The organism is Nonomuraea sp. NPDC059007 (genome assembly GCF_042740555.1).
GTDB lineage: Bacteria > Actinomycetota > Actinomycetes > Streptosporangiales > Streptosporangiaceae > Nonomuraea.
Genome location: NZ_JBHYJD010000015.1, coordinates 156,446 through 171,776, shown reverse-complemented (window position 1 = coordinate 171,776; position 15,331 = coordinate 156,446). Strand labels below are relative to the sequence as shown.

At 71.4% G+C, this 15,331-nt stretch carries 18 protein-coding genes and 1 pseudogene; 9 read left to right on the top strand and 10 right to left on the bottom strand.

Features of this window, described 5'->3' with window-relative positions; all coding sequences use genetic code 11:
* Nucleotides 1-118 precede the first annotated feature (118 nt).
* Nucleotides 119-1,087 (bottom strand): helix-turn-helix transcriptional regulator, encoded by a 969-nt coding sequence (locus ACFWY5_RS25690; RefSeq protein ID WP_379619253.1) that lies wholly within the window; start codon nt 1,085-1,087, stop codon nt 119-121.
* 45 nt (nt 1,088-1,132) lie between these two features.
* On the opposite strand from ACFWY5_RS25690, the gene ACFWY5_RS25685 reads away from it, so the two are divergent.
* Entirely contained in the window at nt 1,133-1,585 is a 453-nt protein-coding gene (locus ACFWY5_RS25685) for a hypothetical protein (protein WP_379619255.1), read from the top strand.
* Here the strand turns inward: ACFWY5_RS25685 and ACFWY5_RS25680 are convergent.
* Entirely contained in the window at nt 1,582-1,818 is a 237-nt protein-coding gene (locus ACFWY5_RS25680) for a hypothetical protein (RefSeq protein ID WP_379619257.1), read from the bottom strand. The genes ACFWY5_RS25685 and ACFWY5_RS25680 overlap by 4 nt on opposite strands.
* A 522-nt stretch (nt 1,819-2,340) precedes the next feature.
* Here ACFWY5_RS25680 and ACFWY5_RS25675 point away from each other — a divergent pair.
* A complete protein-coding gene (locus tag ACFWY5_RS25675; protein WP_379634833.1) occupies nt 2,341-3,099 on the top strand; it encodes an SDR family oxidoreductase in 759 nt (252 codons plus the stop codon).
* Here ACFWY5_RS25675 and ACFWY5_RS25670 read toward each other — a convergent pair.
* From ACFWY5_RS25670 to ACFWY5_RS25640, 7 genes and pseudogenes are all read right to left on the bottom strand, one after another.
* Nucleotides 3,096-3,833, bottom strand: a complete 738-nt coding sequence (locus ACFWY5_RS25670) for a hypothetical protein (RefSeq protein ID WP_379634831.1) — start codon at nt 3,831-3,833, stop codon at nt 3,096-3,098. The two genes, ACFWY5_RS25675 and ACFWY5_RS25670, sit on opposite strands and share 4 nt — an antisense overlap.
* Nucleotides 3,834-3,892: 59 nt before the next feature.
* Nucleotides 3,893-4,333 (bottom strand): DsbA family protein, encoded by a 441-nt coding sequence (locus tag ACFWY5_RS25665; RefSeq protein WP_379634892.1) that lies wholly within the window; start codon nt 4,331-4,333, stop codon nt 3,893-3,895.
* Between the two features lie 201 nt (nt 4,334-4,534).
* Nucleotides 4,535-5,685 (bottom strand): annotated as a pseudogene (gene nhaA / locus ACFWY5_RS25660) (Na+/H+ antiporter NhaA); the annotation flags it as partial.
* A gap of 81 nt (nt 5,686-5,766) precedes the next feature.
* Nucleotides 5,767-7,137 carry a Dyp-type peroxidase gene (locus tag ACFWY5_RS25655; protein ID WP_379619265.1) on the bottom strand — a complete coding sequence of 457 codons (1,371 nt, stop codon included), beginning with the start codon at nt 7,135-7,137 and terminating at the stop codon, nt 5,767-5,769.
* Between the two features lie 237 nt (nt 7,138-7,374).
* A complete protein-coding gene (locus ACFWY5_RS25650) occupies nt 7,375-8,367 on the bottom strand; it encodes a lytic polysaccharide monooxygenase (protein WP_379634829.1) in 993 nt (330 codons plus the stop codon).
* A gap of 52 nt (nt 8,368-8,419) precedes the next feature.
* Entirely contained in the window at nt 8,420-9,715 is a 1,296-nt protein-coding gene (locus ACFWY5_RS25645; protein WP_379634827.1) for an ATP-binding protein, read from the bottom strand.
* Nucleotides 9,712-10,389 (bottom strand): response regulator transcription factor, encoded by a 678-nt coding sequence (locus ACFWY5_RS25640; protein ID WP_379619271.1) that lies wholly within the window; start codon nt 10,387-10,389, stop codon nt 9,712-9,714. Before ACFWY5_RS25640 ends, ACFWY5_RS25645 begins: the two co-directional genes overlap by 4 nt.
* A gap of 111 nt (nt 10,390-10,500) precedes the next feature.
* On the opposite strand from ACFWY5_RS25640, the gene ACFWY5_RS25635 reads away from it, so the two are divergent.
* From ACFWY5_RS25635 to ACFWY5_RS25625, 3 genes are read left to right on the top strand one after another with little or no spacing between them, the layout of a single operon-like run.
* Nucleotides 10,501-10,878: a hypothetical protein gene (locus ACFWY5_RS25635; protein ID WP_379634825.1), complete on the top strand. Its 378-nt coding sequence runs from the start codon at nt 10,501-10,503 to the stop codon at nt 10,876-10,878.
* A complete protein-coding gene (locus tag ACFWY5_RS25630) occupies nt 10,878-11,477 on the top strand; it encodes a TetR/AcrR family transcriptional regulator (protein WP_379619275.1) in 600 nt (199 codons plus the stop codon). Before ACFWY5_RS25635 ends, ACFWY5_RS25630 begins: the two co-directional genes overlap by 1 nt.
* Before the next feature lie 35 nt (nt 11,478-11,512).
* A complete protein-coding gene (locus ACFWY5_RS25625; protein WP_379634823.1) occupies nt 11,513-11,866 on the top strand; it encodes a hypothetical protein in 354 nt (117 codons plus the stop codon).
* Here the strand turns inward: ACFWY5_RS25625 and ACFWY5_RS25620 are convergent.
* Nucleotides 11,842-12,336: a DUF523 domain-containing protein gene (locus ACFWY5_RS25620; RefSeq protein ID WP_379619279.1), complete on the bottom strand. Its 495-nt coding sequence runs from the start codon at nt 12,334-12,336 to the stop codon at nt 11,842-11,844. The genes ACFWY5_RS25625 and ACFWY5_RS25620 overlap by 25 nt on opposite strands.
* Nucleotides 12,337-12,398: 62 nt before the next feature.
* Between ACFWY5_RS25620 and ACFWY5_RS25615 the strand changes: the two genes are divergently transcribed.
* From ACFWY5_RS25615 to ACFWY5_RS25600, 4 genes are all read left to right on the top strand, one after another.
* On the top strand, nt 12,399-12,761 hold the full coding sequence (locus ACFWY5_RS25615; protein ID WP_379619281.1) for a hypothetical protein: 363 nt from the start codon (nt 12,399-12,401) through the stop codon (nt 12,759-12,761).
* Nucleotides 12,758-13,138 (top strand): hypothetical protein, encoded by a 381-nt coding sequence (locus tag ACFWY5_RS25610; protein WP_379619282.1) that lies wholly within the window; start codon nt 12,758-12,760, stop codon nt 13,136-13,138. The genes ACFWY5_RS25615 and ACFWY5_RS25610 overlap by 4 nt, the downstream gene beginning before the upstream one ends.
* An 86-nt stretch (nt 13,139-13,224) precedes the next feature.
* Nucleotides 13,225-14,475: a CynX/NimT family MFS transporter gene (locus ACFWY5_RS25605; RefSeq protein WP_379619283.1), complete on the top strand. Its 1,251-nt coding sequence runs from the start codon at nt 13,225-13,227 to the stop codon at nt 14,473-14,475.
* Entirely contained in the window at nt 14,472-15,299 is an 828-nt protein-coding gene (locus tag ACFWY5_RS25600) for a metal-dependent hydrolase (protein ID WP_379634821.1), read from the top strand. The genes ACFWY5_RS25605 and ACFWY5_RS25600 overlap by 4 nt, the downstream gene beginning before the upstream one ends.
* Nucleotides 15,300-15,331: the final 32 nt, after the last annotated feature.

The window sequence follows — 15,331 nt, the reverse complement described above, 5'->3', positions numbered from 1 at the left end:
GCGGCCGGTCGCCGAGGATCAGGGCGTCGTACACGTCCCGGGTGGAGAGCTGGATGAGCAGGTGGTCGCGGAGGTCCATGGACGGCTCCTCAAGGGCTATAACACCCCATACCCCCAGTTAAGTCTCGCGATAGCGGGCGGTCAGGTCGTCCAGGGTGGCGATGACGCGCGCGCGGAGCTCCGCCGGGCTGCGGACCTCGACGTCGGCCCCCAGGCGCAGGAACTCGCCCAGCGCGTGCTCCACCGACTCGATCGGCAGCGTCACCTCGGTCCTGCCGTCGGGCAGCGGCCGAGCGGACGCCTCCGCCGCGCCCACCACGCCCGGCGTCATCATCTCCCGCAGCCGGTCCATGCCGCGCGGCGTCAGCCGGGCCACGGCCTCGCCCTGGCGCAGGCGGGCCTGGAACTCGGTCAGGTACTCCTGCCAGTGCGCGGCCAGGTCGAAACCGTCCGGGCGGGTGAACGCCTCCTCCCGGACGACCAGGTCGAGGATCTGCCACACCCGGTAGGTGCGCACCTGGTCGCCGCCGCGGGCGACCAGATACCAGCGGCCCGCCTTCACCACCAGCCCGTACGGCTCCAGCCGCCTGGTCACCTCGCCCTTCCAGCTCTTGTACCGCACGTCGAGCACCCGCTCCCGCCACACCGCGTCGGCCACGGCGGGCAGGAACGGCAGCGGGTCGCGCTCCCGGTACCAGGCGGGCGCGTCGAGGTGGAAGCGCTCGCGGACCCGCCCGGCCCGGTCGCGCAGCTCGACCGGCAACGCCGCCATGAGCTTGAGCTGGGCCGCCGTGACCACCGCGCCCAGCCCCAGCTCGGCGGCCGGGCCAGGCAGCCCGGCGAGGAAGAGCGACTCGGCCTCGTCGCTGGTCAGGCCGGTCAGCCGGGTGCGGTAGCCGTCGAGCAACTGGTAGCCGCCGTTGGTTCCGGCGTCGCCGTACAGGGGGACTCCGGCGGTGTGGAGGGACTCCACGTCGCGATAGATCGTGCGCACCGAGACCTCCAGGCGCTCGGCCAGCTCCCGCGCGGTCATGCGGCCGCGCGTCTGCAGCAGCAGGAGGATCGACACCAGGCGGGAAGCGCGCATGCCACTGACAATAGATGTCAGTGAGCCGGCCATAGCGTCCGGGCCATGAACGGATTCGAGTTCTTCACCGGCGCCTGGAACATCCACAACAAGCGGCTCACCACATGGCTGGCGGGCAGCGACGAGTGGGAGGAGTTCCCCGGCCGGTCGGTCGCCAGCAGCCACTTCGCCGGTGGCGCGCACTTCGACGAGGTGGAGTTCCCCACGAAGGGGTTCAGCGGGCTGACGATCCGGCTGTTCGACGTGGACGAGCGGCGCTGGACCATCCACTGGGCCAGCACCCGTACCGGCCGCTTCGACCCGCCCATGAGCGGTACCTGGCAGGGGGACCGGGGCGAGTTCTACGGCGACGACCAGCACCAGGGCACGCCGGTGCGCGCCCGCTTCCTCTGGACCCGGATCGGCGAGGACGAGGCGCGGTGGGAGCAGGCGTTCTCGGTGGACGGGGAGAAGACCTGGGAGACCAACTGGATCATGGAGCTGACCCGGGCGGGCTAGAGGCCGGTGCTCCTGACCCAGAAGATGACGCCGACCGCCACCGCGGCCACCAGCAGCAGCAGACCGCCCACCACGATCACCCACCACCAGCCCGACTTCGGGGTCGCGGCCTCGTACTGCTCGACGTCGGGGAGCATGTCCGGCGTGTACGGCAGGCGCACCGTGCCCTCGCCGAGCCCGTCCTGACCCTGGTGCCGAGCCTGCTGCGGCGGAACCCCCTTCTGCGGCGGCATCCCCTGCGGGGGCCAGGTCTGCGGGCCGGACTGCTGCGGCGGGACCCCCTGCGGCGGGACCCCTTGGGGCGGAACCCCCGGCGGCGGCCAGGTCTGGTGGTGGCCGGGCTGGTGGGGTGGCGTTCCGGGAGGTTGCTGTGGTGGCCAGGTCTGATGCTGGCCGGGGGGTTGCCGCGGGGCTTGTTGCGGGGGTTTCTGCGGGTGATGCGGGGCGGGCTGGTGGTGGGGGCCGTTCGGGGGCGGGGGTTGCTGGGGGCCGGAGTACTGCGGGGGCCATGTCGGGTTCGGGCCGGGCTGTTGCGGGGGCCAGACCTGTTGCGGGGGCGGCGGTGGTCCCGGTGGTCCCTGGTTGTGCGGGTTCGACTGGTCCGGGGGCTGCTGGTGGGGCCAGCGGTGGCGCACCGTCTCCTCCGGATCGGGATACTGCGGGCCCTGCTGCGGTGGAGTCATGATTCCCCCGGAAATCGCGCCGATGATTTCCAGACATTGTCACATCTGTGCGGGGTGGCTCGTCTGGATGTCATGACGCGAATTCTGGTTACCGGCGCCGGTGGCCGTCTCGGCACTGCCGTACTCGGGAGGCTGGGTGGCGAGGCGGAGTTGCGGGCGGTCAGCCGGAGCGCCCGGACGGGCGACAAGGTCGAGTGGGTGGTCGCGGACCTCACCACGGGCCAGGGCATCGCGGCGGCCGTCGACGGGGTGGACGTGATCCTGCACCTGGCCGCGGCGCCCTACAAGGGCCGCTACACCCGCCGGGTCGAACTGGACGGCACCACCGCGCTGCTCGCTGCCGCCCGGCAGGCGGGTGCCGGGCACCTCGTCTACATCTCGATCGTCGGTGTGGACCGGGTTCCGTGGGGCTACTTCAGGACCAAGCTGGCCGCCGAGAACCTCGTCAGAACCGGCGGGGTGCCGTGGACGATCCTGCGGGTGACACAGTTCTACGAGTTCGTGGACCAGGCGCTGACGGGGCTGGCCCGCCTCGGGTTCCTGGCCGCGGAGCCGGGCGGCGGCGTCCAGCCGGTCGACGTGCGTGACGTGGCGGATGAACTGGCCGCGCGGGTCGCGGCCGGGCCCGCACAGACCATTCTGGAGTACGGCGGGCCCGAGGTCCTCGACTTCGCCGAGGCGGTCAAGGCCTGGCGGCGAGCCAGGAAGCACCGGCCGATCCTGCGCCTGCGGCTGCCGGGCGGGTTCGGCCGCGCCTTCCGCGCCGGCCACCTGACCACGACCGCCCGGCCCAGCGGGACGATCACCTGGCGGGAGTACCTGTCCGGCTAGCTCTGCCGGCCGGGGTCGGACCACGGCTGAGCGCCGCCGGGCGGAGGGGGAGCCTGCTCACCGGGCGCGGCCCCCGGCTGAGGCGCCGGCGCGCCACCGGGCTGGGGCACGCCACCATAGGACGGCTCACCATAGGAGGGCGCACCATAGGGCGGCTCACCTTGGGATGGGCCACCATAGGACGGGCCGCCGTACTGCGGACCACCAGGCTGCTGGGCTCCGGGCTGCGGGGCCGCGCCGGGCGGTTGGGCTCCTGGCTGCGGGGCGGCGCCGGGCTCTTGGGCACCGGGCTGGGGGTAGCCGGGCTGGGGGGCTGCGCCGGGCTGGGGGTAGGCGGGTTGCGGGGTGGCGCCGTAGCCCTGGGGCTGGCCGTATCCCTGCTGGCCGTACCCGGGCTGGGGGTAGGGGGAGGGCTGGTTCCACGCGGGCGCCTGCGGTTCCGGACGGGACCCGCGGTGGGTGACCACGCCCGCCACCAGCAGGCCGAAGCCCACCAGCGTCAGCGCCATGTTCACCAGCCCGAGAAGCCCGAAGATCGTGGACGCCGTGGAGAAGCCGAGGTCCCGGGCGATCGACGGGGCGAAGACGGACGTGGCGACCGTCGGCAGCACGCCGATCATCAGCACGATGCTGCCGAACATGCCCAGCAGCGCGCCCTTGCCATGCCGTCGCCTGGCCAGGCCCGTGATGACCGCCCCCGCGCCGAAGGCGATGAACATCACGATATGGATCAAGAGGTTGATGATGCTCAATTCCACGCCCCATATCTATCGGTTAGGAGATCTTCTCGACCTTATGGGGATTTTCGGGCTTCCTCCACCGCGCGGCTGATCGACGCCGCGTCCAGCGCCCCCTGGTAACGGATGCCGTTGAAGAACAGCGTGGGCGTGCCCCGCACCCCGCCGTCCCGCCCCGACCGCTCGTCGCGGGCCAGCCGCCGGGAGTGCCGCGGCACGTCCTGCCACGGCTCCACACCCAGCTCGGCGGCATAGTGCCCGAGATCCTCGTCGGTCAGGAACCGCTGGTTGGCGTACAGGATGTCGTGCATCTCCCAGAACCGGCCCTCGTCGGCCGCCGACTCCGCGACCAGGGCCGCCGCGACCGCGCGCGGGTGCATGTTCCGCAGCGGGAAGTGCCGGAACACCAGCCGCACGTTGGGATCCCGCTCCATCAGCTCCTGCAGCACCCCGTGCATCCGCCCGCAGAAGGGGCATTCGAAGTCGCCGTACTCCACGATCGTGACGGTCGCGTCCGCGGGCCCCCGCACGTGGTCATCAGGCCCCACCGGTACGGCCAGCAGCACCGGAAGCTCCTCCTCCGGCTCCGCGTCGGGCGGTGCGCACACGCCGCCCCGGTCCCAGGCGAGCTTGAACGCGATCCAGCCCGCCAGCGCCGACAGCAGCGAGCCCGCCAGGATGCCGATCTTGGCCTGGGCGGCGATCGCCGCGTCCTCGAAGGCCAGGTCCACGATGAACAGCGCCACCGTGAACCCGATCCCCGACACCGCCGCGCCGCCCAGCACCTGCCCCACACGAGGTTGCCGGGCAGCACGCCCCAGTTGAAGCGCAGCGGGATCCACGTGCCGATCGAGATGCCGGCGAACTTGCCGAGCACCAGGCCCAGCGCGATGCCGAGGGTCACCGGCGAGGTGAGCGCCTGCCGCAGCGTCTCCCCGTCCAGCCGGACACCGGCGTTGGCCAGCGCGAACACCGGCACGATCACGTAGCTGCTCCACGGGTGCAGCCGCAGCTGGAGCCGTTCGTTCACCGACACCGCCCGCTGCACCGACCTGGCCGCCTCACGGGCCGCGCCGGCCGACGGCTCGCTGGTGAACTGCTGCACCGCCTCGCCCGCGCGCAGCAGCTTGTGGTCGCTCGGCGCGTACACGAACACCAGCACCCCGAGCGCGATCCCGACCAGCGTCGGGTGCACGCCGCTCTCCAGCGTCGCCACCCACAGCGCGAACCCCAGCAGGATGTACGCCGGCGCCCGCCAGATCTTCAGCCACCGGAGCGTCACGATCGCGGCCAGCAGGAGCGCGGCGGCGATCAGCGCCGGCACCGACAGCGAGGCCGTGTAGAAGATCGCGATGATCATCATGGCCAGGACGTCGTCCACGATGGCCAGCGTCAGCAGGAACGCCCGCAGCGGATCCGGACACCGGGCGCCGACCACGGCCAGCAGGCCCAGCACGAACGCGGTGTCGGTGGCGATCGGCACGCCCCACCCGCCCGCGGCCGGGCCGCCGGCGTTGAAGGCCAGGTAGACGGCGGCGGGGACGATCATCCCGCCCAGGGCGGCGACCGCCGGGACGGCGACCAGGCGCCGGTCGCGCAGCTGGCCGAGCCGTACCTCGTAGGAGACCTCCAGGCCGATGACGAAGAAGAAGATCGTCATGAGCCCGTCGTTGACCCAGTGCCGCAGGTCGAGCGAGAACTCGGTGGCCCCGAAGGCGAACCCGGCCTCGGTGTGCCAGAAGGTCTCGTAGCTGTCGCCCCAGGGGGAGTTTGCCCACAGCAGTGCCGCCAGCGTGGCCGCCAGCAGTACGACGGTGCTTCCCGCCTCGGTCTTCAGAAACGCGCGCATCATCCCGGATCCCCCGGGGATGATCTTAAACCCCCAGCTCACGGCCTTCCCGGGAGGGCCGGGAAGGCCGTGGAGACTGGACTACAGACCGCGCAGGAACGCCAGCGACGGCATGAAGAAGTACTCGCCGCCGCGCATCGTCACCGTCTGGGCGACCTGCGGCTGCGGCAAGGACTGCTCCGGCTTTCCCCACACCTTCGGGAAGGTGACCTTGATGTCCCGGCCGCCCTGCCCGATCACCGGGTCGTGGCCGGTGCCCGGGTTCTGGAAGTCCGGGTTGTTGGCCCACGACTGCTGCGTGAACTCGAACTGCTCCAGCAGGCTGGAGTTGAACGCCATGAACAGCAGGCCCACGTCACCGCTGGGCCTGGTCTCCGGCGGCGCCTCGTCCCAGGGCTGGTCGGTGCGCTCGCCGTACGTCTGGCCGCGGCGGGCCATCAGCACGTCGCGGCCGAACGAGCGCGGGTTCGTCTTGCGGACGTGCCCGCTGAACGGGCACTTGGAGCCGTCGTCGCCGTCGAAGGTGAAGTCGTTCGTCACCGGGCCGCCGGCGGCCTTGGGCTTGCTGGTCACCGGCGTCCCGTCCTTGAACCGGCCCACCAGCATCGCGCCGGCCCGCGGCCGGTCGGCGCCGGTGAGGCCCAGGCCGTCGGCCAGGTCCCGCTCGATCTCCTTGAACGCGCGGACGTTCTGCTCCAGCTTCCTGAAGACGAAGTAGCTGCCGAAGTGCCGGGCCGGGTTAGGCGCGAACGGGTCGGCCACCAGGATGTTGCTCAGCGGGAACGCCGGGTTCCAGTGCTCCTTCGGCTCCTGGTCGATCTCGTCCTTCAGGAACAGCGGCTGGCTGCGGCCGTCCACGTACCCGAAGTGCTCGATCCCGTCACCGGCCGGGTTGCGCATGCCCTGGCCGGTCTCCTCGCCGAGCAGCCGCGCGCTCTGCGGCAGTTCGCCGAGGATCTCCTCGCGCAGCCGCTCGACCGGCTCCGGCCTGGCGTCCCCGATCAGGATGACCGCGTGGATCTCCCGCTGGTAGGTGTTCTCCCACTGCTCCACGGGCGGGTCGTCGACCAGGGCGATCCGCCGCTTCATGCCGTCGCGGAAGACCTTGTCGCCGAACCGGCGTACGTCCTCGACGGAGTGCCCGAGGTCGCGGTAGCCCGCCTTGCTGATCCCGATCCCCACGTACGCGCTGCCCGGCCGCCGCTCACGGCTGAAGGACCGGATTTCCTCAAGGTGCTTGCGCGCGGACTTCATGTGGGTGGTGGCGACATGGCGCAGGAATCGCTTGCCTTCCGCCACGTCGTTGAAGCGCACGAACAACACGGTCAGGTACTCGCGCACGTGCGCCCGCAGGATGTTCGGCTGCAGGTTGTCGAGCATCGCCTTGGTGTCGGCGTTGAGCGATGCCGAATCCCAGGCCAGAGGTTGTGCGTTGTTCAGGTCGACAGGCATTGCCCATCCTTTCCCCGTCGTGATGAAGGGGCCCCCAATTAACGCGTCAGTCAGGACATTGCACCCACAGTGCGGCAGCCTGTGCGCCAGTCCAATTCCCCTCGTTCACTAACGCGCCCCACTTAATACGACTCCCGAGTCCCTCAAGAAGTTGCGGAAAAGCCAAATTTCCCGAAAAAGATTCCGGCCGCCCCGTTGAATTGGTCGAAACAGGACGGCCGGCGGGGCGGTTCGTGTTTACGGGGTGACGGTGAGTTTCGTGCGGGCGGTGTCGCCGTTCTTGCAATAGGCGATCACCGGGAAGACGCCGGTCCTGGCCGCCTTGAGAGCCGGGGCCCAGGCGGTCGTGGGAGCGGTGGCGTCGGCGCGGACGGGGGTGAACGCCTTGGACGCGACGGCCCTGACGCCGGATCCGCCGCAGACCGCCGTCACCGTCACCTGCGCGCCCACCTTGACCGTGGCGGGGGAGACGCCGACACCGGCGTTGACGGCCGACAGGGAGATGCCGCCACCGGGCGTGGGCGTCGGGGTCGGGGTGGGCTTCGGCGTGGCGGTGGGGGTGCCGCTCGGGGTGGGCGCGGGGTTGTCGTTGCCGCCGCCGAAGACGACGTCGGAGCAGGAGTAGAACGCCTCGGGGCTGTCGCTGCGCTGCCAGACGGCGTAGATCAGGTGACGGCCCTTCTTCGCCGGGAGCTGGGCGTCCATGACGTACGCGCCGCCGGACAGCGCCGGGTCCTTCTGCGTGTGGAACGGCTTCGCCTCCAGGTCGCTCCACTTCAGCGGCTGGGCGGGGTTGTAGCCGTCCTTGGTCAGGTACAGCTCGAAGCTGCCCCGGTGGGGCGCCGTGGCGCGGAACTTGAACGAGTGCCTGGCGCCGGCGGTCATCGTGGTCGCCGGCCAGTCGGCGCGGGCCTGGTCGAAGCCGCGGTACTTGTCGCGGCCCGCGCTGCACAGCTTGCCGTCGGGGATGAGCTCGCGGTGGCGGCCCGCGGCGGCGGCCAGGTTGACCTCGTTCCAGTCGTAGAGCGGCTGCGTGCCGCCGATCTGGACGGCCTTCTTGCAGGCGTCGGTCTTGGGGCTTTCCGGGCCCTCCGCGTAGCAGACCATGGCCCTGCTGGGCGGGTTGTTCATGGTGCCGTGCGCGCCGGCCGTACCGGGGAAAAGGGAGAGCACGAGCAGGGTGGGGGCGGCCAGGGAGGTGGCGACGATCGCCGTGCGGTTGATCTGCATGCAGCCCACCATGGACCACTCAATAGGCCGAAATTTCGCGCTTATGTCGTCGTTAAGGTCGGCTTAGGGGCTTTTTCAAGGCACGAGTTCTGAGCCATACCTGAATCTGCGCGCCGCCCAGCGACGAGCGGTCCAGGCGCAGCGTGCCGCCGGTCGACTCGGCCAGGCGGCGGGCGATGTCCAGGCCCAGCCCGGTCGAACCGGCGCCGCTCGCGCCGCGCTCGATCGCGGTCTCCGGGTCCCTGATGCCGGGTCCCGCGTCGGCGATGAGGATGCCGACCGTGTCCTTGCCCTCGTGCAGGGTCACGCTGAACGCGGTGCCCTCGCCGGTGTGCCGGAAGACGTTGCCCAGCAGGGCGTCCACGGCCGCGCCGAGCTCGGCCGCCGGCACCGGGACGCGGACCGGCAGCGTGGCGCCGATGAGCTGCCACGGCCGCTGCTGGTCCTCCGCCAGCGCCGACCAGAACGTCAGCCGCTCCCGCAGGACCTCGGCCGCGTCGCAGAACGTGGCGGTGCGCTGCGGCCGGCGCGCCGCCGCGATGATCGCGTCCACCTCGCCCTCCAGCCGGGTCAGCGCCTGCTTGCTCGCCTCGGCCTGCGGCCCGAGATGGTCGAGGCTGAGGCGCAGGCCCGCCAGCGGGGTACGCAGGCGGTGGGACAGGTCGGCGGCCATCTCCCGCTCGGCCGCCAGCAACTGGGCGACCCGGTTGGCCATCGAGTTGAACGCCGTGGCCGCGGCCACCAGCTCCGGCGGCCCGTCGGGGTGGATGCGCTCGGCCAGGTCGCCCTCGCCGAGCGCGGTGGCCGCGCCGCCCAGCCGCCGGGCCGCGCGTACGACGCGGGCGCCCAGCCGGTCGCCGACCAGCACCGAGCCGAGCACCAGCACCACGGCCACCCCGGTCAGCACCGCCCACGAGGAGAAGACGCCCCGGTTGAGGTCGGCGGCGGGCACGAACACCTCGATGACCGCGCTCCTGGTGCCGTCGAGGGCGACCGGGCGCAGCAGCACGTACCCGGAGGGCAGCGCGATCGTGCCGGCCTTGGTCTGCGAGGCGGCCTTGGCGACCTCGGCGGCGGGCGCGCGGGTGCTGCCGGAGGCCGGCCCGCCGCTGACGTGGATGGCCAGGTGGCCGCGGCGGCCGGCCGCGGTGCGGGCCATGGCCAGGTCGAGGTCGCCGGTCCTGGTGGTCAGCGCCAGCACCGGAACGAGCGAGGAGGCCTGCCGTTCCGCGTCGGCGACCGCCCGGCTCTGCGCGGTCTCCTTGACGATCATGGCGAGCGGCACGAGGAAGGCGAGCGCCACCATCGAGGTGACGGCCACCATGAGGACGGCCAGCGTCCGCCTCATCGCGGGGCGGAGAGCATCACGCCCACGCCGCGGACGGTGTGCAGGTACCGGGGCTTGGAGGCGCTCTCGCCGAGCTTGCGCCGCAACCAGGACAGGTGCACGTCGATCGTCTGGTCGTCGCCGTAGGACTGCTGCCACACCTCGGTCAGCAGCTCCTTGCGGCCCACGACCCGGTCGGCGCGGGCGGCCAGGTAGGCGAGCAGGTCGAACTCGCGGCGGGTCAGCGACAGCGGGAGGCCGTCCAGCGCCGCCTCGCGCCGGTTGACGTCGATGACCAGCCCGCCGACGCGCAGCACCTGCGGCGGCGGCGCGGACCTCGCCCGGCGCAGCACGGCGTCCAGCCGCGCGCCCAGATGGTCGCCGGAGAACGGCTTGACCAGGTAGTCGTCGGCACCGGCCTCCAGCAGCCTGACGATCTCCGCCTCGTCGTCGCGCGCCGTGGCCACGATCACGGGCACGTCGGAGATGCCGCGCACCATCCGCAGCGCCTCGGAGCCGTCGAGGTCGGGCAGCCCGAGATCCAGGATGACGGCGTCCGGCGGCCGCTGGGAGATCTCCCTGAGCGCGTCGAGCGCGCATCCGGCACTGCGCACGGCGTGGTTGCGCCGGTCGAGCTCGCGGATCATCGCCGACCGGACGAAGTCATCGTCTTCGACTACGAGTACCGTCGCCATGGCGCCTAACCGTACATAATGCAACCCATGCGGCGAACCCTTCGATATGTTGCCATGTGGTGCGGTGCGACCGCTGTGGCCATATCGGTCTCGTGGTTCGGTGTGCGGGGCGTGTTACGCGACGAGTTCGTGGACGACGTGCGGGTCCAGCCGATGGCGGCGAACACGCTCGCCGACGGCAACGACGCGCTCCGGCCGGAGGACAGCCCCACGCCTTCGGCCAGCAGTACGCCGACGCCTCGCCGTACCGCGAAGAAGACGCCCAAGCCACGCGGGGACGTCAGGGTGGTCACGGTGAAGGGCGGCGAGGTGGCCTTCACGATCGGCGCGGCCGGGTGCGGCCTCGTCTCGGCGACGCCCAACAGCGGATACACCGCCAAGGTGAGCAAGAACGACGGCTGGATCCGGGTAGACCTCGTGCAGGCCGAGCATGGCTCGGCGGTGTTCTGCATCGGGGCGGAGCGGCGTACCGACACCTGGGAGTACTGATGAGCAGGCAGTGGAGCCGATCGAGCGGCACCCGGGAGGCGCTGCTGGGCACGGCCAGGAAGGTCTTCATGGCCAAGGGGTATGGCGAGGCCACCGTGGCCGACATCGTCGAGGACTCCGGGATCAGCGTGGGCAGCCTGTACCACCACTTCGGCGGCAAGCCGGGACTGTTCCTGGCGCTGTGGGAGCAGTTCATGCGCAACCAGGAGGAACGCACCGCCAAGGCGGCCAAGGCGGTCGGCGGCACCACGGAACGTTTCCTCGCCGGCGCGCGCGCCTACCTGGAGGGCTCGTGGGAGCAGCGCGACGTGGCCCGGCTGTTCCTGGAGAGCGACGGACCGGCGGAGTTCACGACGCTGCGCAGGCAGCGCGGCTGGGACTGGATCGGCGGCAACAAGAAGCTGCTCGGCCTCGCCGACAACCGGCAGAGCCACATGCTGGTCGTGCTGCTGACGACCGTGATGGGCGAGTCGGGGCGGGAGGTGGCGGCCTGCGAGTCGGAGGAGGAGGCGCGGGTGACCATCGACGCGGTGATCGCGGTGGTCCGGCGGATGCTGTCTACGGCTCCGGATGTAGCACCGGCGTCATCCGAGGGATGATTCGCTCACCGGGCCCGAGTGGCAGCGTGGGAGTCATGGGGAAGGCGCTGGGTGTGTTGGCCGTGGTACTCGCGGCCGTCTTTTACGGCTTCGCGGTCCTGCACAGCGGGGTCTGGTTCGAGCCGAGGATCGTGCCGGCCGTGGTGGTGGAGACCATCTGCGGCACGGGCCTGGTGATCGGCGGCTATGGCGCGATCAGGCACCGACGATGGGACTGGCTGGTGTACGCCTACTCCGCCGCGCTGAGCGGGGTGCTGCTGGGCGTGCTGGCCATGGCGCTCGGTCCCGGCGGCGGCACCCCGCTGACCATCTGGTACCACCGGGGCATGGCGCTCGTCCTGGTCCTGGGCCTGGGCGGCGCGCTCTACGTCTCCAGGGCGCGCAGGTAGTCGGCGGCCTCGGGGATGTGCTCCTCGGAGAACACCCTGATGTCGTGCAGCGCGAACAGGGCGGCCGTGACGCCGTGGCCCGGGGTGCGCCGGCCGTGGAAGGTGCCGTCGTAGATGGACAACGATCCGCACGACGGGCTGCCCTCCTTGAGCACGGCCAGCCGTACCCCGAAGTGCTGGGCGAAGGCGAGCGCGGCCTGCGCGCCCGCGAGGAACTGCGCGGTCACGTCGCCGCCCTCGGTGGTCAGCACGCGCGCGGCGCCCGACAGCACCGCCTCGCCGCCGACGCCGCCCTCGATCTCGGCGGCCGGACGCGGCGTGGGCAGCCCGCCCTCGACCTCGGGGCAGAAGACGACCAGGCGGCCTTCATCGCGCCAGGCGGCCAGGTGCGCGTCGGCGCTGGTCTTGGCGCCGCCGTCGTAGCGCACCTTCCTGCCCATGAGGCACGCGCTGACCAGGATCCTCTCCACGCGGTCGATCCTATGCGGCCTGTCGCCGGGGGCGGCGGGGTGCGGCGGTAGCCTTTTGCGCGATGAACACCATCGTCGCGACCGTCGTCATCGCCCTCTCGGTCCTGCTCATGCTGGCGAGCCTGATCAGCGCGATCCGCAACCGGGCCATGGGCATGGTCCTGCTCGTCGGGTTCTGCCTGCTCGAAGTGGCCGTGCTGGTGCAGGCCGGGTTCGTGATCGCCGCGGTCGCCGGTGGCGAGGGGGAGCACGTCTCCAAGGGCACCCTCTACGGCTACCTCGGCGGCGCCGCGCTGATCCCGCCCGCCGGGGTGTTCCTGGCGCTGGCCGAGCGCAGCCGGTGGGGCTCGGGGATTCTGGCCGTGGCCGGGTTTGCGATCGCGGTGATGACCGCGCGGCTGCAGCAGATCTGGCAGGGACAGTGAGCACGTCGCTCGGCACCGGTCCCGGGCGGGTGCTGATCGCCGTCTACGGGCTGTTCGCGCTGGCCGCGGGTGCGCGGGCGGCGGTTCAGATCATCGGGCGCTTCTCCGAGGCGCCGCTGGCGTACTCGCTGTCGGCGTTCGCGGCCGCGGTCTACGTCCTGCTCACGGTGGCGCTCTGGCGGGGCGCGCGGCGGCTGGCGCTGGTGTCGCTGCTGATCGAGCTCGTGGGCGTCCTGGTCGTGGGTACGGCCAGCCTGCTCGACCCGGCGGCGTTCCCACACGACACCGTGTGGTCGGCCTATGGACGCGGATACCTGTTCATCCCGCTCGTCCTTCCTCTGATCGGGCTCTTCTGGCTACGCCGCCGCCCGGTGTGATCTGCGTAACGGTCAGGAATAAAGAGGTGTTTTGGGCCTGTTAGGCTGCGTGTTGATTCGTCCCATGATTGGAGGACTCTCCCCGCATGAGCATGGCAGCCCAAGAGACCAGAGGTAGAACCGCACCCCTCGCCTGGCTGCTCGTGCTGGGAATCGTCCTCGCGGCGCTGAATCTGCGCACCGCCGTCACCAGCGTGGGCCCGCTGCTCGACCAGCTCGCCGGAAGCCTCGGCATGACGAGCGTGGGCACGGGGCTGCTCACGACGCTACCCGTGCTCGCCTTCGCGACCGTGGGCGCCGTCACCCCGGCCATGGCCAGGAAGATCGGCGAGCACCGCCTGCTCCTCGCCGCGCTCGTCACGCTGGGCCTCGGCCTGCTCGTGCGCAGCCTGGTCGACTCCGCGCCCGTCTTCCTGCTGACCAGCGCCGTGGCGCTGTCCGGCGGCGCGGTCGGCAACGTGCTGATCCCGACACTGATCAAGCGCCACTTCCCGGCCAAGACCGGCATCATGACCACCGTCTACACCACCTCGCTGGCCGCCGGCACCATGCTGGCAGCCGCGGCCACCGTTCCGATCGAGCGGGCCGCGGGCGGCGACTGGCACGTGGCGCTGGGCGTCTGGGCGGCGCTGGCCGCCATCGCCGTCGTCCCGTGGCTGGCGCTGCTGCGCAGCGAGCCGGAAAAGACCGCGGGCACCGCGGACGCCGGGCCGAAGCGCCTGCTCAGGAGCAGGCTGGCGTGGATGGTCGCCATCTACTTCGGCACCCAGTCGATGATCGCTTACATCATGTTCGGCTGGCTCGCCACGATCCTCACCGACAGCGGCTACTCGACCTCGCAGGCCGGCGTGATCCTCGGCGTCTTCACCGCCCTGAACATCCCGGTCTCCATGCTCGTGCCCGCGATCGCCTCCCGCTTCCGTGACCAGCGGCCCGTCGTGGTCGGCCTGGTCGTCGCCTACGTCATCGGGTTCGCCGGGCTCTGGTTCGCGCCGCCCTCGACCGCGCTGGTCTGGGTGGTGTTCGTGGCCGTCGGCATGGGCTCCTTCCCGCTGGCCCTGATGATGCTGGCCCTGCGCACCCGCACGCCGGAGGCGACCGCCGCGCTGTCGGCGTTCGGCCAGAGCGCCGGGTACCTCATCGCTGGCGCCGGCCCGCTCGTCGTCGGCGTGCTGCACCAGGCGACCGGGGGGTGGGCGCTGCCGTACGCGCTGATCTTCGGGGTGCTGGTCGTGCAGCTCTTCACGGGCCTGTACGCCGGGCGCAACCGCTACCTGGAGGACGAACGGCTGCCCAAGGCGGTCGCGGAGAGCCTGCCTGAGACAATCAAGAGGTGAACTCCACGCTCGTCACCTTCCCCAACGGCCAGGTCAGCGGCCGTTCAGAGATCGTCGGGACCGTGCCGGCGGGGGACCGGCACGGCCTCGTCGTCGCCGAGACGCCTTTCCATCCGCTCGACCACACCTGGCCCGACCAGCCCGCCGACCGCGGCCTGATCGGCGGCCTGCCGGTCGCCGACTGCGTGACCGCCGCGCGCTCTCCCTCCGGCGAGGTCTTCCAGGCCGCCGACATTCCGGTACGGCGGGGCGAGGACGGATGGCAGTGGCTGGTCGTCCACGTCACCGACACACCCCTGCCTGTCGGCACGCAGGTGGACCTTGAGGTGGACGCCGGGTACCGGGCGGCGCTGTCGGCCGGGCACACGGCCTGTCATCTGGCGGCACTCGCGCTCAACGCGGCCGTCGCCGGCCTGTGGCGCAAGGCTCCCCGGCTGGACGCGCTGGGCAACCCCGACTTCGACCAGAGCGCGATCACGTCCTCGCGGATCACCTCGTACGCGAGCGTTGACGATTACCGGCTGGGCAAGTCGTTGCGGAAGAAAGGGTTCGCTGCTGACGCGCTGGAGCCCGCTGCCGTCGCGGCCTTCGTGAACGGGCGGCTCAAGGAGTGGGTGGCGGCTGATGTGCCGGTCTGGGTGGATGTGCCGGGGCCTGGGTTGACGGCTCGGCGTACCTGGCACTGCGCGTTGCCCGAAGGGGAGGCCTCGATCCCGTGCGGCGGCACGCACGTACGGCGGACCTCGGAGCTCGGGGACGTCACGGTGGCGCTGGAGCTGGGGGAGCAGTCGCTCACTATGAAAACTCGTGTCAGCATGAGCTGACAGATCTGCCTTTGTCAGCTTATGCTGACAGA